This is a genomic window from Micromonospora sp. NPDC049051, assembly GCF_043197575.1.
In the GTDB taxonomy this organism is placed as follows: domain Bacteria; phylum Actinomycetota; class Actinomycetes; order Mycobacteriales; family Micromonosporaceae; genus Micromonospora.
Window position 1 is genome coordinate 136,269 of sequence record NZ_JBICTL010000003.1, and the last position, 26,436, is coordinate 162,704.

The 26,436-nt window shown below is 73.7% G+C and carries 22 protein-coding genes and 1 riboswitch; of the genes, 9 read left to right on the plus strand and 13 right to left on the minus strand.

All coding sequences use genetic code 11. The annotated features are described in order from the left end of the window. Window positions 1-43 precede the first annotated feature (43 nt). The 3 genes from ACGFIR_RS12760 to ACGFIR_RS12770 all read right to left on the minus strand — a co-directional run bounded on the left by ACGFIR_RS12760 (window position 44) and on the right by ACGFIR_RS12770 (window position 2,072). On the minus strand, window positions 44-568 hold the full coding sequence (locus ACGFIR_RS12760) for a GNAT family N-acetyltransferase (RefSeq protein WP_393007367.1): 525 nt from the start codon (window positions 566-568) through the stop codon (window positions 44-46). A 219-nt stretch (window positions 569-787) separates the two neighbouring features. Beyond that, the gene (locus tag ACGFIR_RS12765; protein ID WP_393144896.1) at window positions 788-1,705 is read right to left on the minus strand and encodes a hypothetical protein; all 918 of its coding nucleotides are present in this window, start codon (window positions 1,703-1,705) and stop codon (window positions 788-790) included. Window positions 1,706-1,715: 10 nt separating this feature from the next. Then, the gene (locus ACGFIR_RS12770) at window positions 1,716-2,072 is read right to left on the minus strand and encodes a peptidase inhibitor family I36 protein (RefSeq protein ID WP_393007371.1); all 357 of its coding nucleotides are present in this window, start codon (window positions 2,070-2,072) and stop codon (window positions 1,716-1,718) included. A 244-nt stretch (window positions 2,073-2,316) separates the two neighbouring features. On the opposite strand from ACGFIR_RS12770, the gene ACGFIR_RS12775 reads away from it, so the two are divergent. Beyond that, window positions 2,317-5,181 (plus strand): BTAD domain-containing putative transcriptional regulator, encoded by a 2,865-nt coding sequence (locus ACGFIR_RS12775; RefSeq protein ID WP_393144898.1) that lies wholly within the window; start codon window positions 2,317-2,319, stop codon window positions 5,179-5,181. A 44-nt stretch (window positions 5,182-5,225) separates the two neighbouring features. On the opposite strand, the gene ACGFIR_RS12780 is transcribed toward ACGFIR_RS12775, so the two are convergent. From ACGFIR_RS12780 to ACGFIR_RS12795, 4 genes are all read right to left on the minus strand, one after another. After that, window positions 5,226-6,800, minus strand: coding sequence for a glutamate synthase-related protein (locus ACGFIR_RS12780; RefSeq protein ID WP_393144900.1), 1,575 nt, complete (start codon window positions 6,798-6,800; stop codon window positions 5,226-5,228). 81 nt (window positions 6,801-6,881) lie between these two features. Next, window positions 6,882-8,102 carry a PP2C family protein-serine/threonine phosphatase gene (locus ACGFIR_RS12785; protein WP_393144902.1) on the minus strand — a complete coding sequence of 407 codons (1,221 nt, stop codon included), beginning with the start codon at window positions 8,100-8,102 and terminating at the stop codon, window positions 6,882-6,884. A gap of 74 nt (window positions 8,103-8,176) precedes the next feature. Further along, on the minus strand, window positions 8,177-10,324 hold the full coding sequence (locus ACGFIR_RS12790) for a glycogen debranching N-terminal domain-containing protein (RefSeq protein WP_393007379.1): 2,148 nt from the start codon (window positions 10,322-10,324) through the stop codon (window positions 8,177-8,179). A 308-nt stretch (window positions 10,325-10,632) separates the two neighbouring features. Further along, complete coding sequence (locus ACGFIR_RS12795) at window positions 10,633-11,763, minus strand: peptidoglycan-binding protein (protein ID WP_393144904.1); 1,131 nt, start codon at window positions 11,761-11,763, stop codon at window positions 10,633-10,635. 226 nt (window positions 11,764-11,989) lie between these two features. Between ACGFIR_RS12795 and ACGFIR_RS12800 the strand changes: the two genes are divergently transcribed. Next, entirely contained in the window at window positions 11,990-12,448 is a 459-nt protein-coding gene (locus ACGFIR_RS12800) for a PaaI family thioesterase (protein WP_393007383.1), read from the plus strand. Between the two features lie 7 nt (window positions 12,449-12,455). Here the strand turns inward: ACGFIR_RS12800 and ACGFIR_RS12805 are convergent, their stop codons facing one another. From ACGFIR_RS12805 to ACGFIR_RS12825, 5 genes are all read right to left on the minus strand, one after another. Then, a complete protein-coding gene (locus ACGFIR_RS12805; RefSeq protein WP_393145803.1) occupies window positions 12,456-13,193 on the minus strand; it encodes an amino acid ABC transporter ATP-binding protein in 738 nt (245 codons plus the stop codon). Window positions 13,194-13,195: 2 nt separating this feature from the next. Next, on the minus strand, window positions 13,196-13,972 hold the full coding sequence (locus ACGFIR_RS12810) for an amino acid ABC transporter permease (RefSeq protein ID WP_393144906.1): 777 nt from the start codon (window positions 13,970-13,972) through the stop codon (window positions 13,196-13,198). A gap of 40 nt (window positions 13,973-14,012) precedes the next feature. Then, on the minus strand, window positions 14,013-14,867 hold the full coding sequence (locus tag ACGFIR_RS12815; protein WP_393144908.1) for an ABC transporter substrate-binding protein: 855 nt from the start codon (window positions 14,865-14,867) through the stop codon (window positions 14,013-14,015). A gap of 111 nt (window positions 14,868-14,978) precedes the next feature. Continuing rightward, complete coding sequence (locus ACGFIR_RS12820; protein WP_393007435.1) at window positions 14,979-15,110, minus strand: hypothetical protein; 132 nt, start codon at window positions 15,108-15,110, stop codon at window positions 14,979-14,981. Between the two features lie 32 nt (window positions 15,111-15,142). Then, a riboswitch (SAM riboswitch) is annotated at window positions 15,143-15,255 on the minus strand. Window positions 15,256-15,331: 76 nt separating this feature from the next. Further along, window positions 15,332-16,063, minus strand: coding sequence for an RraA family protein (locus tag ACGFIR_RS12825; RefSeq protein WP_393144910.1), 732 nt, complete (start codon window positions 16,061-16,063; stop codon window positions 15,332-15,334). 254 nt (window positions 16,064-16,317) lie between these two features. Here ACGFIR_RS12825 and ACGFIR_RS12830 point away from each other — a divergent pair, with 254 nt between their 5' ends. From ACGFIR_RS12830 to ACGFIR_RS12855, 6 genes are all read left to right on the plus strand, one after another. Then, a complete protein-coding gene (locus ACGFIR_RS12830; protein WP_393144912.1) occupies window positions 16,318-17,553 on the plus strand; it encodes an MFS transporter in 1,236 nt (411 codons plus the stop codon). A 146-nt stretch (window positions 17,554-17,699) separates the two neighbouring features. Continuing rightward, complete coding sequence (locus tag ACGFIR_RS12835) at window positions 17,700-18,569, plus strand: SPFH domain-containing protein (RefSeq protein WP_393007441.1); 870 nt, start codon at window positions 17,700-17,702, stop codon at window positions 18,567-18,569. Window positions 18,570-18,778: 209 nt separating this feature from the next. Beyond that, a complete protein-coding gene (locus ACGFIR_RS12840) occupies window positions 18,779-20,413 on the plus strand; it encodes a serine/threonine-protein kinase (RefSeq protein ID WP_393144914.1) in 1,635 nt (544 codons plus the stop codon). 44 nt (window positions 20,414-20,457) lie between these two features. Next, a complete protein-coding gene (locus tag ACGFIR_RS12845; RefSeq protein ID WP_393144916.1) occupies window positions 20,458-21,570 on the plus strand; it encodes a hypothetical protein in 1,113 nt (370 codons plus the stop codon). 73 nt (window positions 21,571-21,643) lie between these two features. Beyond that, window positions 21,644-22,612, plus strand: a complete 969-nt coding sequence (locus ACGFIR_RS12850; protein ID WP_393144918.1) for a hypothetical protein — start codon at window positions 21,644-21,646, stop codon at window positions 22,610-22,612. Window positions 22,613-22,811: 199 nt separating this feature from the next. Continuing rightward, entirely contained in the window at window positions 22,812-24,140 is a 1,329-nt protein-coding gene (locus ACGFIR_RS12855; RefSeq protein WP_393144920.1) for an MFS transporter, read from the plus strand. 31 nt (window positions 24,141-24,171) lie between these two features. Here ACGFIR_RS12855 and ACGFIR_RS12860 read toward each other — a convergent pair whose 3' ends face one another. After that, a complete protein-coding gene (locus tag ACGFIR_RS12860; RefSeq protein WP_393007451.1) occupies window positions 24,172-24,933 on the minus strand; it encodes a FadR/GntR family transcriptional regulator in 762 nt (253 codons plus the stop codon). Window positions 24,934-25,078: 145 nt separating this feature from the next. Between ACGFIR_RS12860 and ACGFIR_RS12865 the strand changes: the two genes are divergently transcribed. Next, window positions 25,079-26,368 (plus strand): ABC transporter substrate-binding protein, encoded by a 1,290-nt coding sequence (locus ACGFIR_RS12865; RefSeq protein ID WP_393007453.1) that lies wholly within the window; start codon window positions 25,079-25,081, stop codon window positions 26,366-26,368. Window positions 26,369-26,436: the final 68 nt, after the last annotated feature.

The window sequence follows — 26,436 nt, forward strand, 5'->3', positions numbered from 1 at the left end:
CCCCGGAGGCACCCGTGGCCGTGCGACCGACGGGCGCGGCGGTTTACAGCTCGTCAAAGGGGCGGGCGTAGCGGAACCCGCCGCGGATCGAGGACCGCCACGCGCTCAGCGGGCGGGCCATGAAGTATTGCGGCCCCCACGGCTGCGGCGGCGTGACGCCGAGGTCGACCGCGGGGCGGAACCCGAAGCGCGGGTAGTAGTCGGGATGCCCGAGCAGCACCACCAGGGCCTCGTCGCGCGCGTCGGCGGCACCGAGCACCGCGTGCATCAGCGCGGAGCCGACCCCGCGCCGCTGCCAGGCCGGCAGCACGCCGAGCGGGCCCAACCCCAGCGCGACCGGCTCGCCGGCGACGTGGCCCCGGGTGCACACGACGTGCCCGACCACCCGTCCGGCCTCGTCGGCCGCGACGAGGCTGAGGGCCGGCAGCCACCCGCCGTCCGTCCGCAGGGCGTCCACCAACCCCGCCTCGACAGGTACGCTGTCCGGCTTCGCCGGATCGGCGAAGGCGGCCAGGTGCACCGCCCGGATCGCGTCGACGTCGGCAGGGGTCTCGCGTCTGATCAGCACGGCGCCACGATAGGTGCGGCGGCCTCCCCGGTGCGCGCCATTATCGGCGTGGTCGCGCCGGCCGCCTGGTCCGCGTCCGCGTCCCGGCGGCAGCGGTCCGGGCGGTGGTTGTCACTCGTGCCGCGCGCCGAGGGCCGCTCCCGTCGTACCGCCGAGGTGACCTCGACGGGTCGCCGTTCGTCGAGGTCACCTCGGCAGGTCCGGTCGCGCCCGCCGGCCTCAGCGCGGGGTCGCTCCGGGCGGCGTCGTGACGCGTCGCAGCGCGTCCGCCCGCAGCCGTCGGAGTTCACCGAGTTGCTCCTGTCGGGGCGTGTCCAGGACCGTGGCCTCCGCGCGGCCCTGTGCCGCGCGGACGACCTCGACCATGCCGGTCTCGTCCTGGCAGGCGGCGTCGGCCGTGGCCGTGGCGAGTTCCTGCCTGACGACCGGCATCAGGTCGGCGCGGTCCTCGGCTGCCCTCTTGAAGGCGGCGTCGATCCGGCCGCGCGCCTCGTCGAACGTCCGGGACGGTTGCCCCGCCCGTGTCATGCATGCCGACCAGGCGGACTGGGCGTGCACGAACTCCGCATCCTGGTTCACCGTCTCGACCACCCGGTTGGCCAGCACCTGGAACGTGTCGTACAACCGTTGCCAGTCGGCGCTGTACAGCGTGGCGGTGGCCTGATGGGTGCACCCGTCGCTGTTGTAGAACATCTCGTGGTCTTCCGGGAGCTGGACGGTCACCCGGTGGGAGTCGGTGCCGAGCAGCGCCGCATTCCACGCCGGCGACGACGTCGACCCCGGAGCCGGCCGCGTCGCGGCCTTCGCCTCCTCGGCCAGGGAACTGGTGATCCGGTATCCGTCCGTCCTGGCCTGGTGCCTGCTGAGCAGCCCGTAGGGATTGAGGTCGCGCAGTCGCGTCGCCGGCGAGAGCGGGACCTGCTGGTACGCGAACCCCCTGTCCCGCATGCACCGGGTGACGAGTTGCTCGTGCGCGTCGTGCAGGGCTGAGTTTTCGGCGCTGGTGAAGTACGTGACACCGTCCAGGGGCCGGGGGAGTTCCACCGGGGCGGTGGTGTGGCCGGGTGCGCTACCGCACCCGACCACCCCCAGCAGGACGGGAAGCAGGACCACCCGCGCCCATCGCTGCGGATTCATCTCAGGGCGCTCAGTAGAGGCACCACCTGTTCGAGCCGACGTGGTGGTACAGGTTGCTGCCCAGCCGCCGCCAGCCGGTACCCCGGTTCAGGTTGTAGGACGGCGCGCGGTACCCGGTGTTGTAGTAGACGGTGACGTTGCAGGAGCCGCCGTTGTTGTAGAGCGAGGCGGCGTTGGCGAACTTCGTGTACTGCAACAGGTTGGTGTTGTCGCCGTAGACCGTGCCGGGCGCGCCGCCCCAGTCGTACTGGGTGTACGCGCACAGCGCGCCGCTGGGGCAGGGGTCGGCGCTGGCGGGCGTGGCCGTGAGCGTGGTGCCGAGCACGGCGGCGGAAGCGAGCACGGCGAGCGAGGAACCGACTCGCACGGCCCGTCGTGCCGGACCTTCGGTCCTTTGTGGCATGAAACACTCCCTTTCGGACTGGCATCGACGCCACCGTTCCCGTCCGGGTGCGGTACGCCCGTCCGGTGGCTCCAGCTCTGGTCCGCGTCGGTGCTGGCTGCTGACCACTCGATGATGTGGCCGGGTCCTTGGTGCCGGGCTTGGTGCGTTCTTGGCGCGGCCTGTGTTGTCATAGAGCCCGGTGAATGCGTTGTCGACGGGGGCGTTGATGGACATTCGGCTGCTCGGGCCGGTGGAGGTCTGGGCCGGCACGCACGGGCTGGACATCGGGCCACCGCAGCGACGTGTCGCCCTCGCCGCCCTGGCGCTCGACGCGGGCCGTCCGGTGTTGACCGAGACCCTGATCGAGCGGATCTGGGGCGAACGGCCGCCCGCCCAACCGCGTGCGGCGATCCACGCCCACATCGCCATGATCCGGCGCCTGCTCCAGGCGGCCCACGCCGCCGAGGAGAAACAGCCGCCCGTGACCCTGGTGCACCGCGGCAACGGCTACGTGTTGCGGGCCGATCTCCAGCAGGTGGACCTGTTGCGGTTCCGCGCACTGGTCGGCGCGGCCCGGCGCCGCCCGGACGCCGAGCGGGCCGCGCTGCTGGGGGAGGCCCTGGAGCTGTGGCGGGGCCCGGCCCTGGCGGACCTCTCCGGCGAGTGGCCGGCACGGATGCGCGACGGTTGGGGTCTGGAACGGCTGGACGCCGCGGTGGACTGGGCGCGGACCGCCCTCAGGTTGGGCCACCATGCCCGGATGATCAGCCGGGTGCGGGCCCTGCTGGACGACTATCCGGTCGCCGAGCCGCTGGCGGCGGTGCTGATGCGGGCACTCGCGCGGGCCGGCCGCCTGTCCGAGGTGTTCGACTGCTACGCGACGCTGCGGCAGCGGCTGGCCGAGCAGTTCGGCGTCGATCCCGGGCCGGAGCTGCGGCAGTTGCACCAGGCGGCCCTGCACGGCGACCTCGACCAGGCCGGCCCGCAGACCGACCCCGATCAGGCGGCCCCGCCCGGCGAGCCCGATCAGACGACGCTCCCGGCCGAACCACGCGACCGGGCGGTGCCCGCCCAACTGCCGGCCGACGTGCGCGGCTTCAGCGGCCGGGGCGACGAGATCGACCAGCTCGACCGGATCCTGCACACGGCCGGGCGCCAGGTGACGTCCGGTGTCGTCGTCGCCGTCTCCGGCACCGCGGGGGTCGGCAAGACCACGCTGGCCGTACGGTGGGCGCACCGCGTGGCCGACCGGTTCCCCGACGGCCAGCTCTTCGTGAACCTGCGGGGATTCGCCCCGGGCGGATTGCTGGGCCCCGCCGAGGCGGTCCGTGGATTCCTCGACGCCCTCGGCGTACCGCCCGACCGGATCCCGCCGGACCTGCACGCGCAGGCCGCCCTCTACCGCACCCTGCTGGCGCAGAAACGGGTCCTGGTCGTGCTGGACAACGCCCGCGACGCCGACCACGTACGGCCCCTGTTGCCCGGCACCTCGACCGCCATGGTCGTGGTCACCAGCCGCAGACAGCTCACCGGCCTGGTCGCCACCGACGGCGCCCATCCCCTCACCGTCGAGCTGCTGTCCGCGACGGACGCCGCCCGGTTGCTCACCCGACGACTCGGGCCGGAGCGGATCGCGGCCGAGCCCGAAGCTGTCGAGCGGCTCGTCACGGCCTGCGCGCGGCTGCCGCTCGCCCTGGCCGTCGCCGCCGCCCGCGCCGACGAGACCGGCTTCGCGCTCGGGGTCATCGCCGACGAACTCGAGCAGGCCGACCACCGGCTGGACGTCCTCGACACGGGTGATCCGGCGAGCCGTGTCCGGGCCGTCTTCTCCTGGTCGTACCGGGCGCTCCCGCCGGCGGCGGCCCGGCTCTTCCGGCTGCTCGGGGTGCACCCCGGTCCAGACGTCACCGCGTCCGCCGCAGCCAGCCTCGCGGCCGTCCCGGCACCGCGGGCGCGGACCCTGCTGGCCGACCTGACCCGCGCGCACATGCTCGCCGAACACTCCCCGGGCCGGTACGCCCTGCACGACCTGCTGCGCGTCTACGCCTGCGAGCAGGCGCACGCCGAGGAGCCGGGCGCCGAACGCGCCGCGGCGGTGCACCGGACGCTCGACCACTACCTGCACAGCGCCCACGCCATGGACCAGGTACTGGATCCGCACCGGGACAACGTCGCCCTCGACCCCTGCCGACCGGGGGTGACGATCGACGCCCCCGCCGACTCCGCTGGCGCACTCGCCTGGTTCGAGGCGGAGCGGCCCGCGATACTCGCCGCCCTCCGCCAAGCCGTGGCGGCCGGGGCGCACGCCCGTACCTGGTCGTTGGCGTGGGTGCTGGTGACGTTCTTCGACCGGCAGGGCCACTGGCACGACCTCGTCGCGACCCAGCGCGCCGCCCTGCAAGCCGCCCGTCGCCTGCCCGACGGGTCACGGCAGGAGGCGTACGTGCACCGCTACCTGGGCCGGGCGTTCACCCGACTCGGCGACCACGGCCAGGCGGAACGTCACCTCCGAGGCGCCCTCAGGGTGTACGCCGACCTCGGCGACCCGGTGGGCCAGGCCCACACCTACCGCGGGCTGAGCTGGATGGATGAGGGAGCGGGACGGCTTACCGACGCGCTGCGCAACTCCGAGCGGGCCCTGGAACTTTTCCAGGCCGCCGACCACCGGGCCGGGCAGGCGGACAGCCTCAACGCCGTCGGCTGGTACCGGGGGCTGCTCGGCGACTGCCAGGGCACCCTGATCTGCTGCGGGGAGGCCCTCACGCTGCTGCGCGAACTCGGCGACCGGTACAGCGAGGCGGCCACCCTGGACAGCCTCGGCTACGCCCACCACCATCTCGGGTGCTTCGCCCGGGCCGCGGACTGCTACCAGGCGGCCGTCGACCTGCTGCGGGAGACCGGCGATCGGCACCACGAGGCCGAGGTGCTCGTCCACCTGGGCGACAGCCACCTCGCCGGCGGTGCGGCCACCGCCGCCCGTACGGCCTGGCGGGCGGCGCTGGAGATCCTGCTGGACCTCGGACACCCCGACGCCGACGGCGTACGCGCCAAGCTGCGGCTGTTGCGCGGCAGCGCCGACGCGCACCGCTAGACCTCCACCGCGCACCCACCTCTGTGGCGTCGCGCGGAGCCGGCTCAGGACGTCGCGGTCGCCGAGGGCGGGGCGGTGCCGCCCTGCGGGGCCTCCGCCGTCATGAGCCGGACGATCTCCGCCCGGTCGGCGGCCGACGGCAGGCCCCACTCGGGGCGGTAGCCGTACACCTCGTGCAGGGGGTGGGAGGCGGTGCGGCCGTCGAGGATCTCGATCGCGTCGGTGTCGATGAGGCCGGGGTGCTCGACGCCGCACGCCTCGGCGACCTTGACGAGGTCCCGGCGCAGCGTCCGGATGTAGTTGGCCGCCCGGACCGACTTCGAGCCCGGGTCCACGCCCCGGGCGAGCCACGGGTTCTGGGTGGCGACGCCGGTGGGGCAGGTGTCGGTGTGGCATTTCTGGGCCTGGATGCAGCCGATCGCCAGCATCGCCTCCCGGCCGACGTTGACCATGTCGCAGCCGAGCGCGAACGCCACCACCGCGTTGTCGGGCAGGCCGAGCTTGCCGGCGCCGACGAAGACCACCTGCTCGTGCAGGTCGCGCTCGGCGAACACCTTGTAGACCCGGGCGAAGCCCTGCTGGAACGGCAGGGACACGGAGTCCGTGAAGATCAGCGGCGCGGCTCCGGTGCCGCCCTCGCCGCCGTCGACGGTGACGAAGTCGACCCCGCGCCCGGTGTCGCGCATCAGGGTGGTCAGCTCCTCCCAGAAGCCGAGGTCGCCGACCGCGGACTTGATGCCGACCGGCAGGCCGGTCTCGGCGGCGAGCAGCTCCACCCAGTCGAGCAGGCTGTCGCAGTCGGAGAACTCGGCGTGCCGGGACGGGCTGACGCAGTCGCGGCCCTGCGGGATGCCCCGGGTCGCGGCGATCTCGGCGGAGACCTTGGCCGCCGGTAGCAGGCCCCCGAGGCTGGGCTTCGCGCCCTGGCTCAGTTTGACCTCCAGCGCCCGTACCGGCGCCCCGGCGACGAGGTCCTTGAGCCGCTCCAGGCTGAACCGGCCGTGTTCGTCGCGGCAGCCGAAGTACGCGGTGCCGATCTGGAAGACCAGGTCACCACCCTTGCGATGGTACGGCGACAGCCCGCCCTCTCCGGTGTTGTGCAGGCAGCCGGCCAGGGCCGCGCCCCGGTTGAGCGCCTCCACGGCGTTGCCGGACAACGACCCGAAGCTCATCGCGGAGATGTTCACCACCGACTCGGGCCGGAAGGCGCGGGCGCGCCCACGGGCGGCGCCGAGCACCTTCGCGCACGGCAGCCGCACGTCGTGCCCGGCGCCGGGCGCCGACGGCGGGACGGCCCGACCGAAGGTGCGGTGCTTGACGATCGGATATCCGGGGGTGAACTCGATGTCGTTGTCGGTACCGAAGCCGAAGTAGTTGTTCTGCTGCTTCGCCGAGGCGTACACCCAGCGGCGCTGGTCACGGGTGAACGGCCGCTCCTCGTTGTTGCCCGCGACGATGTACTGGCGCAGCTCCGGCCCGATGGACTCGAGCAGGTACCGGGCCCGGCCGAGGACCGGGAAGGTACGCAGCAACGCGTGGTCGCGCTGGATCAGGTCACGCGCGGCGAGGGCCGCGACGGCGGCGACGGCGGCGGGTACGGCACGGCTTGCCCACTTCATGCCCGCCACTCTTTCCGCGATCGTCGCCCGTCAAACGGGCCGGGGCCAGCCGACCGGCGCCGGCGACGGTCGGCGAGCGGATCAGGTCGGCGTCGGGAGGCGGTGGACGACCAGCACGGCTATGTCGTCGGTCGGCTGCTCGGCGCCGAGGGTGCGCATGACCGTGGCGCAGACCTCCTCGGCCGGGGCCGTCCGTACCACGCCGGCGAGCTGTTCGAGGCCGACGTCGATGACCTCGTGGCGGCGTTCCACCAGGCCGTCGGTGAAGCAGACCAGCACGGCGCCCGGCGGGAGGTCCGCCTCCGCGCTCTGCCGGGGCGGCGGCCGGCGACCCGTGCCGAGCGGGGGATCGGCGTGCACCTCGACGGGTGCGCCCCGCCGGCCCGGCACGGCGAGCACGGGGCGCAGGTGCCCGGCGGAGGAGAGCCGGATGCGGGTCCGGTCCGGGGAGATCATGGCGTAGAGCGCGGTGGTGAGGTTGCCGGCCTCGAAGTGGCTGACCTTGCGGTCGAGGAGCGTCAACGCCTCCGCGGGGTCGTCGCACACCAGCGCGTACGCGCGCAGCGCGCTGCGGACGCGACCCATGATCACCGCCGACTGCAGGCCGTGGCCCGACACGTCGCCGATGACCAGGCCGAGCCAGCCAGAGGGCAGGACGAACACGTCGTACCAGTCGCCGCCGATGCCGGCGACGTGCCCGGGCACGTACCGGGCGGCCATGTCGAGGCCCGGCACGTGGGGCAGCTGGGTGGGCAGCAGGCTGCGTTGCAGGGCGAGGGCGGCGTTCTGGTCGAGGTTGTTGGACCGGGCGAGGTTGGCCAGGCTGGCCCGGTCGGCGACCAGCTCCAACAGCCGTACGTCGTCGGCGGTGAACCGGCGTTGGCCCAGCGTGCCGACGTGCAGCACGCCGATCAGCTCGCCCCGGGCGAACATGGGCACGCCGAGCAGCGACCGCAGCCCCATCGCCAGCAGGACCGGGTTGACCACGACCCCGGAGGTGACGTCCTCGACGATCACCGGCTGCCGGGTCAGGGCGATCCGGCCGGCGAACCCGCGTCCCACGGCGACGCGGAAGCCCTGCCGGACCTCCTCCTCCAGCCCCTTGGCCGCGGTGGCCACGAGCTGCTGCGCGTGCGTGTCCAGCAGGAGGATGGCCGCCGTGTCGACGTCGAGCAGGTCCCGGACGCGGTCGAGGAGCTCGTCGAAGAGGTCGGCCGCGTCGAGGCGGGACAGCGTCGCGTCGGTCACGGCCTCGATGCGGCGCAACCGTTCGTCGTCCTGGATCAGCCCCTGATCGGCCACGACAGGATCCTAGCCCCGTCGGCCGTGTCCGCCGCCTTCCGCGCTGCGCCGGCCGGCCCGGCTCCGGCAGCCGGTCAGGACCGGTGCCGGATCGCCGAGGCCTGGAGTGTGGGCCGACGGATCACCGCGATCCGGTCGCCGCGGGCGCGCAGCGACGTGCGCCCGCCGCGCCCGCGTCGTACGGTCAGGTCGACCGTGCGACCGCCGACCCGTACGCCCTCCAGCACGAGATCCGGCAGCCACTCCGGCAGGTGCGGGTCGACGAAGATCGTCCGCAGCGGCGCGGCCGGGCGCAGGGCCAGCAGCGCCTGGATCAGCGCGACGACCGCGCTGGCGGACCAGGCCTGCGGGGAACAGGAGTCGGGGTAGACGCCCGGATGCGGGTGGGCTCCGTCGCGGGGCAGTCCGCTGAGCACCTCGGGCAGGCGGTGTTCGGTGAAGAGCGCCGCCGCCGAGAACATCCCCTCCGCGAGCCGGTGCAGGTGCTCCCAGCAGCCGTACCGGGCCAGCCCCAGGCCGATGGTGCCCGCCTCGACCGGCCAGACGCTGCCCCGGTGATAGCTGAACGGGTTGTACGCCGGGTGCGCCGAGGACAGGGTGCGCACGCCCCAGCCGCTGAACATGTCGGGGGCGAGCAGCCGGTCGGCGACCAGGGGCGCGAGGCGGGCGGGCACGATCCCGGTGGCCAGCAGGTGGCCGTCGTTGGAGTTGACCGAGCGTACCTGCCGCTTGTCCGGCCCGAGCGCCAGCGCGTAGCAGTTGCGCTCCGGCATCCAGTAGGCGCGGTGGAAGCGGCGCCGCAGGGCGGCGGCCCGGCGGAGCAGCGCGGCGCCGAACGCGGGGTGCCCGGCCGTGGCGAACACCACCGCGGCGTGCCGCAACGCGGCGTACCAGTACGCCTGCAACTCGCTGGTCGCGATGGGGTTCGGCACCACCTCGCCGTGCTCGTCGACGATGGCGGTGTCCGAGTCCTTCCACCCCTGGTTCTTCAGGCCGCGCGGGGACCGGCGGTGGTACTCCAGGAAGCCGTCCCGGTCGAGGTCGCCGTACCGGTCGATCCAGCCCAGGACGCGCCGCGCGGTCGGCAGCAGCTCCCGCACCGTGTCACGGTCCCCGGTCCAGGCCAGGTACTGGCCGAGGAAGACCAGGAAGTCCGGCGCGGTCGACCAGTCGCCGTAGTAGCCGGCGAACGGGTCGAGCCCGAGCAGGGACAAAGGGCCCCGCCGGGCCTCGTGCAGCGGCTTGCCGGGTTCCTCGTCCCGCCAGTCGTCGATGCGCCGCCCGAGATGGTGGGCGTTGAGCCGCAGGCTGTCCGCCAGCATCGTCGAGCCGGCGAGCAGCGCCTGCCACGAGGCGGTCATCGTGTCGCGGCCGAAGATCTCCTGGTAGATCGGCAGGCCGGCCATCGGCGCCGTCGGCCCCTCCGGTTCCCCGAGCGGCAGCACGGACAGGTCGTCGACCGCGCACCGCCAGGCGGCGGTGACGTCGAAGTTGCTGCTGGCGAGCCGGGTGAGTTCGCGGGCCAGGGTGCCGCGGGCGCGCGCGGCGGCGTCGTCCGGGTCGGTGAAGGTGGGCGGCGGGGCGGCGAGGCGCTGCCCGTCGAAGACCGGTTCGACGAGCAGTTCCACCCGGCCGGATCCCCGGGGCGGCACCGCGACGTCGACCGTCAGGGTGCCGTCCGCGTACGAGACGGGCAGGTCGGCGCGGACGCCGATCGCCACCGCCCGGTCGAGGCCGTCGCAGCGGTAGGTGAGCCGCAGTTCCCGCTCCCGGTCGTCCCAGCTCGCGTCGACCGTGCCGGACTGCACCCGGCGGCCGGTCTCGGCCTCGCTGGTGTCGGCGAAGTCGGCGGCGAGGTGGATGCGCAGCCGCAGGTCCAGCGGCACGGCCGCGTAGCTGACCACGGTGAGCCGGGTACGCAGCCCCGCGCCGACGAAGCGCTCCACCAGCAGGTAGGACGCGCGGGAGGGCAGCGTCTCGCCCTCGCCGAGGGCGGCGTACGAGAGCTGGGCGTGCCCCGCCACGTTGGCCGTGCTGAACGCGACCGGCTCGCGACCGTCCACGCTGAGGCGTTCCGTGCTCAGTACCCGGGTGTTGCGGGCGAAGAAGCCCTGCGGGTCGGCGCCGGTGATCCGGCCACGGACGTCGGTGACCAGGGTGCTCCAGCCGCTCGCCACGTAGAGCAGGTCCGGGCGTACGCGCAGGTTCCGGACGCGGTTCATCGCGGCCGGGGCGCGCTCGGGCCGGGGCCGGCCCACCGGGTGGGGCGACCGGGCCGCGGAGGCGGAGGCGGCGACAGCATTCGGGTGCACCCCCTGGCCGGCGGCTGCGGGCCGGGGCGCACCGGTGAGGTGTCGCCCCGGGCCCGTCGGACAGCGGTCCCTACCCGCTCCCGCCGCCGCTACACCAGCCCCGCGCGAGAAGCCCGTGCCGCGCGGCGGTCAGCGGCCCGTGGCGGCGTCGCCTCGTCGGCCCCGCGGCTGGCCGTTCGTGTCCCGCCGGCCGGACCGCCCCGCCTGCCGGCCGGCGGTCAGTGGCGGAACGACCGGCGTACGACGCCGCCGACGATCGCGCACCAGGTGTCGACGTCCAGCTTGCCGTGGGCCGGCAGGCCGTGCCGCCGCTGGACGTCCTTGACGGCCATCTTGGTCGGGTGGTCGTACTCGCCGGTGGCGGTGACCTCGGCACGACCCTGGAAGTTCAGCAGGAACTGCACGGCGGTGACGGGCAGCCCGGTGGCGTCCTTGTCCAGCTCCGGCACCAGGGTCTCCCAGGTGGGCGCGGTGAGGGTGGCGTCGACGTCGACCGGAATGCCGTTGCGGTGCTGCCAGTCCTGCACGGCGGCGACGGTGGCGGCGTCGAAGACGCTGTTGACCGGCACCGCGTAGCCGCGGTGGGCCAGCAGGTACTGCACCACCCGGACGCTCGGGGAGCCGACGAAGCGCCACAGGTCCGGCCAGCGGCGGGCCGGCACGTCGGCGAGGTCGGTGCCGAGGGCCTCGAACACCCGGCGCCGCAGCGTGGGGAACTGCCCGTAGAAGGCGGCGCCGGGGCAGAGCGTGGTGCGGAAGTCCCAGTGGCCGAAGATGTCGTGGGCGTGCAGCCCGTACTGCCGGCAGATGGTCGCGCAGAGCGTGACCAGCGAGTCCAGCAGCGCCTCCGGTGGCGTCTCGGTGACGTACGTGCCCTCGTTCTCGATGCCGATGGCCCGGCCGTTCTCACCCGGGCAGTGCGCCGAGATCATCTGCCGGTCGCCGGCCCGCAACCGCTCCAGGCTGCCCCGGCGGCCCTCCATGACGTAGCCGCCACGGCTGATCGTGAAGTGCTGGCCGGTGTCGGACCAGCCGTTGCCGTCCATGTGCAGGTTCTGGCAGTCGCGGGCCAGCTTGACCGCCTGCGCCTCGGAGTAGTCGGTGACGTTGGGGAACGCCATGTGGTGCACGATGATCTTGTTGGTGGGGATGGCGCTGACCGACAGCGGGTCCGCCGGCGGACGCGCGCCCCACTCGTCGCAGCTGTAGATCCAGTCCAGGTCGGTGCCGGGGTCCGCCTGCGCGGCGCCCGGAAGAGCGAGCTGAGTGCCGACGACCGCGACCGTGGCGGCGCCGAGGCCGGCGCGCAGCAGGGTCCGGCGGTCCAGTGCGGAATCTTCGACGTGCAAGGCATCTCCTCTGCGGCCGGGGCGCGGCGGGCAGCCCTGTGAAAATGAGCGCCAAGCGCCACGTGTGCAGTGGAGGATATTGCCAACATGCGGCTGCGCGCCAGAGGCCGGCCGAGGTCGGAGCGGCCGTGGGCGCCCCGAGCCCCCTCGTGTCCGGGGGCGGTGGGCCCCGCGTGCCAGCCGGGCAGCGCCGGAAGTGTCGGTGGTGGCATGTTCAATGTCGCGCATGGAGCCGGACACGGATAGGCGTGGGCTGTTCTGGGACGTGCTGGCGGGACGGGTGTCACCGCCACCCGCGGCGGTGGTGCTCGGCTGGGAGCTGATCGCGGTGGAGCCGGAGCGGGGGACCATCGAGGTGGCGTTCCAGGCGGGCGAGCACCTGACGAACCCGGTGGGCGCGATCCAGGGCGGGTTCCTGGCCGCGATGCTCGACGACACCCTGGGGCCGGCACTGGTGGCGGCGTTGCCCGAAGGCCAGTTCGCGCCGACCCTCGATCTCCACGTGCAGTTCCTCCGCCCCGCCCGCCCCGGCCGGCTGGTGGGCCGCGGGCGGGTCGTGCAGCGCGGCAGGGAGGTCTGCTTCCTCGCCGGCGAGCTCGTCGGGCCCGACGGCCGGCCGGTGGCGGTGGCCACGGCGACCGCACGGATCCAGCTCGTCCGCCAGCCGGAGCAGGTGGCGGGCTAGCCGGCCGTCAGAGCACCTGGGAGAGGAAGCGGCGCAGCCGGGGGTGCTCCGCCCGCTCGAAGATCGCGGCCGGCTCGCCGGCCTCCAGCACCACGCCACGGTCCATGAACGCCACGGTGTCGGCGACCTCGCGGGCGAAGCCCATCTCGTGGGTCACCACCACCATCGTCATGCCGCCGGCGGACAACTCGGCCATCAGCCCCAGCACGCCCTTGACCAGCTCCGGGTCCAGGGCGGAGGTCGCCTCGTCGAAGAGCATCACCTGCGGGCGCAGCGCCAGCGCGCGGGCGATCGCGACCCGCTGCTGCTGCCCGCCGGACAGGTGCGCCGGGCGGGCGTCCGCCCTGCCCGCCAGCCCCACCAGCGCCAGGTGCTCGCGGGCGACGGCCACCGCCTCGTCCTCACCGAGCTTGCGGGTGCGGCGCAGCGCGAGGGTGACGTTGCGCAGCACACTCATGTGCGGAAAGAGGTTGAACTGCTGGAAGACCATGCCCACCCGCTGCCGCAGGGCGTCCGGGTCGTCGCCCCGCACGCTGCGTCCGTCGAGCAGCACGTCGCCGCGGTCGGGCTCGATGAGCCGGTTGATCGTGCGCAGCAGGGTGGACTTGCCCGATCCGGACGGGCCGATCACGCAGGCCGTACCCCCACGCGCCACGTCCAGATCCACCCCGCGCAGCACCCGGTGCGACCCGAAGGCCAGGTGCACGTCGCGGACGCTCAGGCTCACCGAGGTCGTGGTGTCCATGCTCATCGCTGGTTCCCTCCCGCCGCGCCCGGCAGCGCCAGGTCGAGGTCGTCGTCGGCGTCACCGGGGGTGGCCTGCCGGCCGTGGCGCAGCCGCCGGTCGATCCAGTTGACGACGTGCGTCAGCGGCACCGTCAGCGTCAGATAGAACAGCCCGGCCAGCAGCAGCGCCGACTGGTTGCCGGTGTTCGCCGCGTAGTCCTGCCCGATGCGGAACAGCTCCCGCTGGCTGGCCAGCAGGCCGAGGAAGTAGACCAAGCTGGAGTCCTTGATCAACGCGATCAGCTGGTTCACCCAGGCCGGCAGCACACGGCGGATGCCCTGCGGCACGATCACCAGGCGCATCGCCTCACCCCAGGACAGGCCCAACGCCCGGGCCCCCTCCAGCTGCGCGGCCTCCACGGACTGGATGCCGGAGCGGAAGATCTCGCCGATGTAGGCCGCCGCGATCAGCGACAGCGCGAGGATGCCCAGCGGATACGGGTTGGGTCCCCACACCTGCATCCCCAGCGGCGCCAGGCCGACGCCGATGAGCAGGATCGTCGCCGCGGCGGGCAGGCCACGGAACACGTCGGTGTAGACCCGCGCCGGCCACCGCAACCATCGCGTACGCGAGATGCCCGCGACGGCCAGCGCCATACCCAGCACCGAGCCGAGCAGGGCGGCGGAGAACGCCAGGATCAGCGTGTTGGGCAGCCCGACCGTCACCATCTCGGGCAGCGCCTCGCGCATGGAGTCCCAGTCGAAGAAGGTCTCCCACAGGGTGCTCAACGGATCCATCGTCGCTCCTACCGCCCCGCTCGCTCGTCGTCGCTACGTCTCAGGAGGTGGCCGACGCCGACGGCACCGGCACCGTGCCGCTGCCCGGCGTGAAGTCGGCCGGGATCGGGCGGCCCGGGTAGTACTGGGCCTGCAGGCGGCTCCACGTGCCGTCCGCGATCACCTCGTCGAGGCCCTTGTCGAGCGCCTCGCGCAGCTTGTCGTTGCCCTTGGCGACCGCGTACGCCGTGGGGGCCGGGCTGAGCAGCTTGGCCGCGACCTCGATCTTTCCGCCGCTGTCGGCGGCCGACTTGTCGCCGATCTCGGCCGGGGCGATCCAGGCGTCGGCCGTACCGGCCTTGAGCTGGTTGATCGCCCCGTTGTAGTCGGGCACCCGGACCGGGTCGAGCCCCTCGCCGGTGGCGTAGTCGTCCTGGACGGTGCCCTGCACGACCACGACCCGCTTGCCCGCGAGCTGGTCGAAGCCGGTGATCGACGAGCCGGCCGGCACGTCGAGTCCGAAGTGGCCGAAGTCGTAGCCGTTGCCGAAGTCGACGGTCTTCTTGCGCGCCTCGGTGATCGTGATCGAGGAGCTGCCGACGTCGAACTTGCGGTTGTTGACCTGGGAGAGCAGAGCGGAGAAGTCGGTGCCGACGAACTCCACCTTCAGGCCGACCTTCTCGGCGACCGCGATGAGCAGGTCGTTGTCGAAGCCGGTGAACTTGCCGTCCTTCAGATAGACGTTCGGCGGGGCGTCGGTGAGCGTGCCGGCACGCAGCACGCCCGGCTGGAGCAGGCCGTACGGGTTGTCGGCCGCGCCGGCAGCGTCGTCACCGCAGGCGGTCAGCGTGGTGGCGGCGAGGACGGCGGCCACGCCGAGGGCGGCGGCCCGGGTGAGGGACGAGAGGATTCGCACAGGTGTCTCCGATGAGGTGTCTGCGGCGACGGGCACACGGGCGCGTGTCGCCGACGGTGCGCCCGATGGGCGTACCGCTGGGATGGTTCCGGGAAGAAGGGGGTGGCGCGCCTAGCGCGCGTCGCCGGGGCGACACGAGGTGGCGCAGACCCGCATCGTGTCGATGTGCCGGCGTCGGGTCAGCGCCGGCGACGTCGGGGGCACGGCGGGAACCACCGGTGGGGGGAAGATGCGGAACGACATGGCTCTCCTCGGTCGGTGCCGACCTGGGAACCAGGCCGCGCTTGCACCGGATCCGCTCCGGTGCCTGGTCCTCACCCGGGGCACCCCTGCGCGGAACGAGGGTTGCCGGCCAGCGAGCCGGGGCTTGACGCTGGCGCTCATGACCTGCCGACGAGGCTAGCAGCCCACCGTGCCGCCCCGTCCAGTCGCTATGACCACCCTCACGTGCCCACCCTCCGCGGTCACTCCTCGATCGCCCCGCCGACGCGCCGCAGGTGCCGGCGGAAGGTGTAGGTCGGGTCGGCGGCCCGGCGGGCGAGATAGTCGGCGAAGTGCGTCTGCTCGCGCAGCGTCTCCCCGGCGCGGATCCGTTGCGCCTGGATCCGCTCGACGTCCCGGATGCGCTCCGCCGCCGCGCAGAGCTCCGTGGCCCGCGCGGCGGGCAGGAACAGCACCCCGTCGTCGTCGGCGACGACGAGATCGTCGGCGGTCACCAGGTGCGGCCCGCACCGGGCGCTGGCGAGCGTCTCCGGCTCCCTCGGGTCGAGCCGGACCGGGCCGAGGGGGAGGCTGCCGTAGCTGAACACGGGCAGGCCGATCTCCACCAGCTCCGGGGTGTCCCGGTGCAGGCCCCACACCACGAGGCCGGCCATTCCGGCCGCGACGCCCTCCAGCACCGCCAGGTCGCCGACGCACGCCTCGTCGCTGCGGCCGCCGTTGTCGATCACCAGCACGTCGCCCGGGGCGGCGCTCGCGTACGCCTCCAGGAACACGTCCACGCTGCCGTGGTGGCGTACGGGCAGCACCCGGCCCACGAGGCGGTGACCGGGAACGACCGCCCGGATCCCGGCCGGCGCGGCGCGCAGGGGCACCCCGAGGCGTACGCAGGCGTCGGCGATCAGCGGCGTGGACAGGTCGGCGAAGCGTTCCCGCATGACGTCCTCCCGGCGGTGCGGCGAGTCGTGGGCAGTCATCGTAGGGAGGCGGGTCGGCGGGGTGGCCAGGGCCAATCCGGTGCGGCTGGCCCCCGCGGTGACGGCGTCCGGGTCTAGACTGTCCACCGTGATCCCGCCGTATGCCGTCGCCGCCGTGCACGGCCTCTGGGTCACCCCGGACCTCCCGCTCTACGGCGACGGCCACGATCGCTCCGACTACGTTCCCTGACCGGCTCGGCACCCCCCGCTCCGCCCTCCGGTCCATCTCCGCCACGCCTCGGGAGCGTTCAGTCATGCCCAGACCCGATCACGACCAACTCGTACCGCCCGCCGACCACCCGCCCGCCGACCCCACCGACACCTCCGCCCTCGCGGTGCTGCGGGTGCCGCAGACCGCCCGGGTCCTGGCGGCCAGCCTGCTCGGCCGGATCCCGCTCGGCGCGGCCCCGCTGGCCCTGCTCGTCTTCGCCCGGGAGACGATGACCCTGACCGTGGCGGGCCTGCTGGTCGGCGCGTTCACCGCCGGCACCGCCGTGGGCCAGCCGATGCTCGCCCGGATGGCGCAGCGCTGGCGCCAGCCGCCGGTGCTGTGGCTGTCCGTGACGGCGTCGACGATCGGCTTCGCCCTCACCGCCGCGCACGTGAACCTGCCGGTCACCGTGTTCGCCGCCGCCCTGGCCGGGGCGGGCGCGCCGCCGTTCGAGTCGTGCCTGCGGGTGCTCTGGCGCGACCTGCTCCCCGCGCACCGGGTGCAGACCGCGTACACCCTGGACATCGCCGTCCAGGAGCTGATCTTCATCCTCGGCCCGGTGGTCACGCTCGCCGCCGTGGGCCTGGTCGGCCCGGCCGGCGGTCTGGCCGCCGCCGCGCTCTTCCAGGCGGCCGGCACCGCGTGGTTCGCCACGACCGACGCGGTGCGCCGCTGGCGGGGCGAGCCGGCGGTACGCCACTGGGCCGGGCCGCTGCGCGCCGGCCGGCTCCGACTGGTCCTCGGGGCGCTGCTGCTGGTCGGCGCGGCGGTGGGAAGCGTGACCGTCGCCGCGACCGGATACGCCGAGGCGGCCGGGGCGCGCTCCTGGGCGGGCTGGCTGCTCGCCGCGCAGGCCACCGGGGCGCTGGTCGGCGGCCTGCTCTACGTACGCTTCGGCGGGCTGCGCCGGTACGCCACCCTGCCGCGCGTGGTCGGCGTCTTCGCCGCCGGCTACCTGCCGTTGCTGCTCACCCCGGCGCCGGCCGCGATGCTGGTGCTGATGGCGGTCAGCGGGCTCGCGCTGCCGGCGCTGCTGACCATTGCCTTCGTCGCGATCGACGACGTGGCACCCACCGGCACGGTGGCCGAGGCGTTCGCCTGGGCGGCGACGGCGTTCTCGGTGGGTAGCGCGGGCGGGGCGGCGGTGACCGGCCTGGTGCTGGACGCGGCGGGGGAGGTGACCGTCGGCTTCCTGATCGCCCCGCTGAGCGCCGTCGCGGCGTGCGGGATCGCGCTGCTAAGTGCCCGCGCCTCCGACCGGGGCGGCGCCGGCACGTAGCCCTCGGCGGTGGGCCGCCCGGCCTGCCGCCCCCGCCCGGCCCACGGCCTGCCCCGTCTGTCACGCGTTGATCGCCGGTTACGGGACTACTTTCCGCCGGGGCGGGAAAGGGCCGGCCCGGGGAGCCGCGTGGAGTCGGGGGTGCCGTGGAAGCCGTCGTGATCGGCCTGGTGATCGTCATCGTGTTCGTGGCGTTCGTCGGCGCGCTGAGCGTCCGGCTGGTGCAGCAGTACCAGCGCGGCATCGTCTTCCGGTTCGGCCGGGTGCTGACGCCGGTCCGGGAGCCCGGTCTGCGGCTGATCGTTCCGGTCGCCGACCGGATGGCCAGGGTCAGCATGCAGACGACCGTGATCGGCGTGCCCCCGCAGGGGGCGATCACCCGGGACAACGTCACCCTCACCGTCGACGCGGTGGTCTACTACCGGGTCGTCGACCCGGTGAAGGCGCTGGTCAACGTCCGTGACTACCCCTCGGCCGTGCTTCAGGTGGCGCAGACCGCGTTGCGTTCGGTGATCGGCAAGGCCGACCTGGACACCCTGCTGGGTGACCGGGAACGGATCAACGCCGAGCTGAAGGCCGTCATCGACGCGCCGACCGAGAAGCCGTGGGGACTGCTGATCGAGCGGGTCGAGGTCAAGGACGTCGCGCTGCCCGAGGGGATGAAACGCTCGATGTCCCGCCAGGCCGAGGCGGAACGCGAACGCCGCGCCCGGGTGATCGCCGCCGACGGCGAGTACCAGGCGTCCCGCCGGCTCGCCGACGCGTCCCGGGCGATGGCGGGCACCCCGGGGGCGTACCAGCTACGGCTGTTGCAGACCGTGGTGGACGTGGCGGCGGAGAAGAACAGCACCCTGGTGATGCCGTTCCCGGTGGAACTGCTGCGCTTCTTCGACAAGTTCACCCGCGGCACCGAGCCGCCGGCGGCCGAGCACCCGAAAGCCGAGCACCCACCGGCCGGGCGTACGCAACCCGCCGTGCCCGCTTCCGGCGACGGGCACCGCCGCCCGCCGGACTGACCTCGGCGGCGTGGCCGACGCACACCCCGGCTTGCCCGTGGATGGTACGAGTGGCATGTGTCCGTAACCGACCATGCGCCCGTTCGCCGGGGCGACCCCGGACGTCCGGGGGCCCGAAGCAACCGTTGCGCTGATTGCCGCACCGGCCCCCGTGACGACAATGGCCACCGGAGGCGGCTTCACCGTCCCAGCGACGGGGAGGTGGACGCGTGACCGGCTGGCAGGTCTCCGGATACCGCCCCGTGCGGCAGCTCGGCCGCGGCGCGTCCGGCCGGGTGGACCTCGCCGTGCACGAGGCGACCGGCACCCCGGTCGCGATCAAGTACCTGACCGGCGGCATCGGCGACGACCCGGAGTTCCGCACCGCGTTCCGCGCCGAGGCCCGGCTGCTGGCCGGGATCGACGACCCGCACGTCTCCCGCCTCTACGAGTACGTCGAGTCTCCCGACGGCGCGGCGATCGTCATGGAGCTGGTCAACGGCGTGTCGCTGCGGCAGATGCTGCGCGCGCACGGGGCGACGACGCCGGAGTCGGCGCTCTGCGTCCTCAAGGGATCGCTGGCCGGGCTCGGCGCGGCGCACGCCCGGGGCGTCGTGCACCGCGACTACAAGCCGGAGAACGTGCTGGTCACCGCCGAGGGCACCAGCAAGCTGGCCGATTTCGGCATCGCCATGCCGGTGGGCGAGAGCTCCGGGGTCAGCGTCACCGGCACTCCCCGCTACATGGCACCCGAACAGTGGACGGGCGCCCCGGCGAGCCCGGCCTGCGACATCTACGCGGCCACCGCCACCTTCTACGAGTGCCTCACCGGCCGACCCCCGTTCGACGGTCGGGACCTGTTCACCCTGCGCCAGCAGCACGCCAGCGCGCCGATCCCCACCGACCCGGCCCCCGAGCCGATGCACGACCTGCTGCGCCACGGCATGGCCAAGCAACCGGCCGAGCGGCCACAACCCGCCCAGGTCTTCCTCGAGGTGCTGGAACGGGTGGCGGCCGAAGCGTACGGGCAGCGGTGGGAGGAGCGTGGCCTGCGCGAGCTGGCCCGGCGGGCGGCCCTGCTCGCCGCGCTCCTGCCGTTCCCGGACGGCACCGGCGGGGCCACCAGCCTGGCCAGCACCGCCTTCGACGAGGGCACCGGCCGGTGGACGTGGCTGCGCGCCGGCAAGGCCCGCGCGGCGCTGGTCGGCGGAGGGCTGGCCACTGTGCTGATCATCGGCGGGGCCGGGCTGAGCTACGCCAGCCGCGAGGAGCCGTTGCCCGCCGCCGGTCCGGCCGCACCGGAGGCGACGACGGCCCCGACCGGCGAACCGTCCCCGTCGGCCGCCGCGTCGCCGTCCCCGACGCCCACGGCGACGTCCGTTCCGACCCCCACCGTCGCGCCGACCGCGACGACGGCGGCACCGGCTCCCACCGGCACCGGCACGCCGCCGCCGACGTCGGCGCCCGCCGAGCCGACCCCGTCGGTCAGCACCAGCCCGCCGCCACCGGCGGACACCGTCGCCCCGTCCGTCGGCAAGGTCTGGGCCAGCCCGACCGAGCTGGAACCCAGGGGCTGTCCGTACGGGCCCACGTCCAGCACCGTCTCCGCCGAGGTGTCCGACGACCGGACGGAGGCCGGGAAGCTACGGGTACGCCTCCGGTACACCCTGGACGGCCGTACCGCCGAGGTGCCCATGAAGGCCGGCGAGCGCGGGGTGTTCCAGGGCGTCCTGGGCGACCTGCCCACACCGGCGGACGCCACCCGGATCCCGGTCCGGGTCGTCGCCGTCGACGAGGCCGGCAACACCTCGCCCGAGAGCTCACCGGTGTACCTGTCGTTGCGTTACTACTGCACGCCAGGCTGAGGCCGGACACCAATGCCGACCACGACGACGGAAGGCGGGCCGCCGTGACCCAGCCGAACGACCCGACCGAGGCGCTGCCCGCCCACCGGCAGCCGGACGACGGCATGGCGACCGCCCGCCTCGACGTCCACCGACCGCAGCCGCCGGCAGCGCCGACCGCGCACCTGCCCTCGCAGGACGCGACGGTCAATCTGGCCGCCGGAGATTCGACGGCGCGCCTGGCGTCGGGTGACGCGACGGTGTATCTGGCGGCCGGCGAGCCGACGGCGCGCCTGGCGTCGGGCGAGGTGACGGCGCGCCTGGCGGCCGAAGGGCAGACGGCGCACCTGCCTTCGCGTGACGCGACGGTGTACCTGGCGGCCGGGGAGCCGACGGCACACCTGCCCGCACGCGACGCGACCGTGTACCTGGCCGCCGGGGAACCGGCGGCGCCCCTGACCCACAACAAGGCGCCCGTCGGCCCCGCCCAGGGTGAGCCGACGATGCCCCAGCGTGCCCTGGACGGGCGGACCGGGCCGTGGCCGGCGCAGCCCGCTGCGCAGGACCAGACGATCGCGGCGGGGGCCGTGGGAGCTGTGCCCGAGGCCGGGACGGGGCGTACCACCGGACCCGGTCCGGGGACGCTCTTCGGCGGGCCCACCGGGGCCGTCGCCCCGCCCGGCGGGGAGGTGCGCTTCGGGCCGGGCGTGCCGACGACCCCGCCACCGGCACCCGCGTGGCCGGCGCCGCCACCGCCGCGGCGGCGGCCCGTGTGGCGGACGGTGACCTCGGTGCTGTCCACTCTGCTGACCGTCGCCCTGCTCGCCGCCGTCGGCCTCTATCTCTGGCAGCGGATCAGCCCGCTGGAGGTGACCGGAGTGACGGTGGCGGTTCCGCAACCGGCCGGCGACCGGTGCGACGTCACCGTGGACGTGGTCGCCACCGTGTCGACCAACGGCCGGGCCGGGGAGATCCGCTACCAGTGGCTGCGTACCGGCAGCGCGCCCGGCAGCCTGCTGACCGAGCGGGTCGGGCGCGGCCAGCACACCGTCCAGTTGACGCTGCGCTGGGCCTTCAGCGGCGTGGGCACCACGAACGAGACGGCAACCGTCAACATCAGCTCCCCGGCTGTGGTGCAGGCCCAGGCCCCGGTGTCCTACGACTGCCGGCGCCGCTGACGCGGGGTTTCCCCGATCGTGGGCGGGGGTAGGTCGGCCCGGACGAACCCGGATGCCGTGTGGAGGAATTCCGATGAGAGACAACTTCGGCGACGCGGTGGGGGACGCCCTCCGGTCGGTGATGCTGTTCCTGCCCAAGGCCGTCGCCTTCGTGGCGATCCTGGTGGCCGGCTGGCTGATCGCCAAGGCTGTGCTGAAGATCGTGGACAAGGTGCTGGAGCGGGTGGGTTTCGACCGTGCCGTGGAGCGCGGTGGGATCCGTCGGGCCCTGGCCCGCTCCCGGTACGACGCCAGTGACATTGTCGCCAAGCTCGCCTACTACGGGGTGCTGCTGGTGACCCTCCAGCTGGCCTTCGGCATCTGGGGACCGAACCCGATCTCCGATCTGATCGCCGGTGTGATCGCCTGGCTGCCCCGCGCCTTCGTCGCGATCGTCATCGTCGTGGTCGCCGCGGCCATCGCCAACGCGGTGAAGGACATCATCAGTGGCGCCCTGGGCGGACTGTCGTACGGCCGGCTCCTGGCCACCATCGCCTCGGTGTTCATCCTCGGCCTCGGCGTCATCGCCGCGCTGAACCAGATCGGTGTGGCCACCGCCGTCACCACTCCCGTGCTGATCGCCGTCCTGGCCACGACCGGTGGCATCCTCGTCGTCGGGGTGGGCGGCGGGCTGGTCCGGCCCATGCAGAGCCGCTGGGAGTCGTGGCTGAGCCGGGCCGAGCACGAGTCGCGGCTGATCGCCACGCACGCCCGCGCCTACCAGGCCGGCCGCCGCGACAGCGAGGCACACCTCGCCGCGGCGGCGACGACCGGCGACCCGGACGCCACGCAGGTGGTCTCCGGCCCGCGTGCCGTGGCCGACCCGGAGGCCACGCAGGTGGTTTCCGGCCCCCGCGTCGACGCCGACCCGACCGTGCCCGTGCCGCGGCAGAGCGACCCGGACGCCACGCAGGTCACCTCGCCCGCAGCGGCCCGGCCGGTCGGCGAGGACAGCGAGGCCACGATGGTCATCCCGCCGCTCGACGGCGAGCGCCGCCGCTGACCTCGCACGACGCCGGGGTGGGATCCGCAGCGGACCCCACCCCGGCGTGTGTCCGGTAAAGGGGCGTGACCCGCCATGCCCGCGCGACTACCATCGCCGGCATGACGTGGCGATGTTGATGCACTGCTAGGGGCCACTGTCGTGGGCCGCCGCGGTCGCCGTACGTCCGGCGTCCGCTTCGTCCCCTCAGGAAGGTCCCATGACTGTCCACCCTCCGCGCGTGTCCGTCGCGCGCGCCCGCCGGCTGGCGGCCACCCTCTACGGGTACGCGTTCCTCAGCGAACTCGTCCTGCTCTATCCGCTGTACGCGCTGCTGTTCAGCGACACCGGCCTGTCGCTCTGGCAGATCTCGTCGCTGTTCGTGATCTGGTCGGCCGCCAGCATCCTGCTGGAGGTGCCCTCCGGCGCGCTCGCCGACGCGTTCTCCCGGCGGCTGCTGCTGATCCTCGCGCCGCTGGTCACCGCCGCCGGCTTCGCTCTCTGGGTGCTCGTGCCCTCGTACCCGGCCTTCGCCGTCGGGTTCGTGCTCTGGGGCGCCGGCGGGGCGCTCGCCTCGGGCGCGCTGGAGGCGCTGGTCTTCACCGAACTCGACCGGCTCGGCGCCGCCGGCCGCTACGCCCGCGTCATCGGGCGGGCGAAGACCGTCGGGACGCTGGGCGTACTCGCCTCGATCCTGCTGGCGGGGCCGGCGTTCGCCCTCGGCGGCTACCCGGCCGTCGGCGCGGCCAGCGTGCTCGCCTGCCTGCTCGCCGCCGCCGTGGCCACCCGCCTCCCGGAACACCGCGACACCGGGCCCGTCGACGCCGCGATCGAGCCGGCCGACGCCACCAGGTCCGTTGCCGGGCCCGCCACCGGACCTGCCCACGGCGGACCCGAGCGGAGCGGCCGGGACGACGGGACGGGTGCCGACGACGGGGAATTCGGCTGGTGGGCGAGCCTGCGCGCCGGCCTCGCCGAGGTCCACGCCGACCGGACAGTACGCGCGGCGGTGCTGTTGGTCGCGGTCGTCGCGGCGGTCTGGGGCGCCCTGGACGAGTACACCCCGCTGCTGGCCCGCGACACCGGCGTCGGCGCGGCGACCGTGCCGCTGCTGCTCCTGCTCACCTGGCTCGGGGTGGCCGTGGGCGGCCTGCTGGCCCCGGCGGGGGAGCGGCTGACCGTCCGGGGGTACGCCGGTCTGCTGGCGCTGTCGGCCGTGGCCCTGGCCGCCGGGGCGCTGCTGGCCCGGCCGGTGGGCTTCGCGCTGGTCGCGGTGGCCTTCTGCGGCTTCCAACTCGCCACCGTGCTCGCCGACGCGCGGTTGCAGGCGCGGATCACCGGGGGCAGCCGCGCCACGGTCACCTCGTTGGCGGGGATGGCCACCGACCTGACGGTCATCGCGGTCTACGGCGGGTACGTCCTGCTCGCCACCGGGGCCGGCAACGGGGTCGCGTTCGCGGTGGCCGCCGTGCCGTACCTGATCGTCGCGCTGCTCCTGGCGACCCGCGCCCACCGCCCGCTCCGAGCCGGACGTAGCGCGCCGTCATAGCGCGGAACGGCGGGGAGGGGGTCGGGGCTCGTCAGGCGCCGGCGGTCTCGTCGGCCTGCCGCCAGATCGAGCTCATCTCGTCGAAGGCCTGCTCCATGAGCTGCACCATGGCCTGCCGGGCGCGCTCGCCGTCGCGGCGCTGGATGGCCTGGGCCACCTCGGCGTGCAGCTGGAGAGCCTGCTCGTGCGGGTGGTGCGGCATCAGGTGGTGCTGGTGCCGGCCGGTGAGCACCTCGGCGATCAGGTCCTGGAGCCGGACGAACATCTCGTTGCCGGAGGCGACCAGGATCCGGCGGTGGAACTCGATGTCGAGCTGGAGGAAGCGTTCCTCGTCGCCGGCCTTGCCGGCGGCCCACATCTTCGCCGCGAGCCCGACCAGGTCGCTCGCCTCGTCGTGGCCGACCCGGCCGGCGGCCAGCCAGGCGGCGTGCGGCTCGACGGCGGTACGCAGCTCGGTGATCGAGCGGAGCTGGACGATGCGGCCGGCCGAGGCCAGCCGCCAGCGGATCACCTGCGGATCGAAGACGTTCCAGTCCTCCGACGGTCGGATCATGACCCCGACGCGGCGGCGGGTCTCGATGAACCCGATCGAGGCGAGCACGCGCAGCACCTCGCGTACGACCGAGCGGGACACGGCGTAGCGGTCCACCAGGTCGTCGATGTTGAGGACCGACCCGGGTGCGAGCTCGCCGTCGCAGATGGCAGTGCCGAGGCGGTCGAGGACGCGTGCGTGTAGGCCGGCCTCGGCAGGGGCGAGCTGCGCGGCCACGACCCCCGGGGAGGACGATTTCACGTGACGGAGCATATCAGTCAGGTCTACCCCTTGTATAAATCTGCTTTTTCGGCCTAGCATCCCGGTGTTAAGCGGATGTAAAACGCGAGGTGGCGGCCCACCCGACGGGGCGGCGGCCACGGCCACGGCTTAAGGAGAGATGGACGTGAGACGTCGATCAGTTATCGGGACTTCCCTGGCGATGGTCGTCGCCCTCGGCCTGTCCGCCTGCGGTGGCGGCGGGGACGACGCCGGCGGCTCGGACACCGTCCGGGTGACGCTGGTCAACCACGTCTGGACGGAGAACATCAAGAAGGCGCTGCCGGAGTTCGAGAAGCAGTCGGGCCTGAAGGTGGAGGTCACCCAGCTCGGTGAGGACCAGCTCTCCGACCAGTACAACGTCAAGCTGAACGCCGGGTCCAGGGACCTGGACGTGATGATGTACCGGCCGCTGCAGGAGGGGAAGCTGTTCGCCAAGAACAAGTACCTCGCCGACCTGACCGAAAAGAGCAAGTCGGACAGCGCGTTCGAGGTCGGTGACTTCCAGTCCGGACCGGTGCAGGCCACCACGTACGAGGACAAGCTGGTCGGCGTGCCGATCATCACCGAGCAGGAGGTCCTCTACTACCGCAAGGACCTGCTGGAGAAGTCCGGCTTCACCGCCCCGCCGAAGACCCTCGACGAGCTCAAGGCGCAGGCGGCGAAGGTCGAGGCGGACAACCCGGGCGTGGCGGGCTTCGTGTCCCGCACGGGCAAGGCCGCCGCGGTCACCCAGTTCTCCAGCTTCCTCTACAGCTTCGGCGGCGACTTCGTCGACGCCAACGGCAAGGCCTCGGTCAACACCGAGCAGGCCAAGCAGGCGTACGCCTACTACGGCGGGCTGCTGCGGGAGCACGGCCCGGAGAACATCAGCACCGACATGAGCTGGTCCGAGGCGATGGCGATCTTCACCCAGGGCAAGGCGGCCTTCTACACCGAGGCCAACTCGCTCTACAAGAACGCCACCGACCCGGCCAAGTCGAAGGTCTCCGACACCGTCGGCTTCGCGGCCTTCCCGGCCGGCCCGGCCGGCTCGAAGCCGTACAACATCCCGTCCTGGGCGCTGGGCGTCAACGAGGCGTCCAAGAACCAGGACAACGCCTGGAAGTTCATCCAGTGGGCGGCCGGCAAGGAGCAGGCGCTGGAGCAGCAGAAGGCGGGCGTGCCCAGCGCCCGTACCTCGGTCTGGGAGAACCCCGAGGGCGCGGCGACCTACCCGAAGGACCTCGCCGAGGCCACCACGGTCAGCACCGCCAACGGCGTGGGCCACGACCGTCCGCTCGTGGTGAAGGTCGCCCAGGCGCGGGAGATCGTCGGCCAGCCGATCGTGGACGCGATCACCGGCAAGGACGCGGCCGCCTCGGCGGACGCGGCGAACGAGGCGTTCCAGAAGTTCCTCGACGACGAGGCGAAGTAGCCCGAACCGTGGGGTGGGTGGGGCCGGACGGCTCCACCCACCCCACGTCGGGACGCTGGCCCTGACCC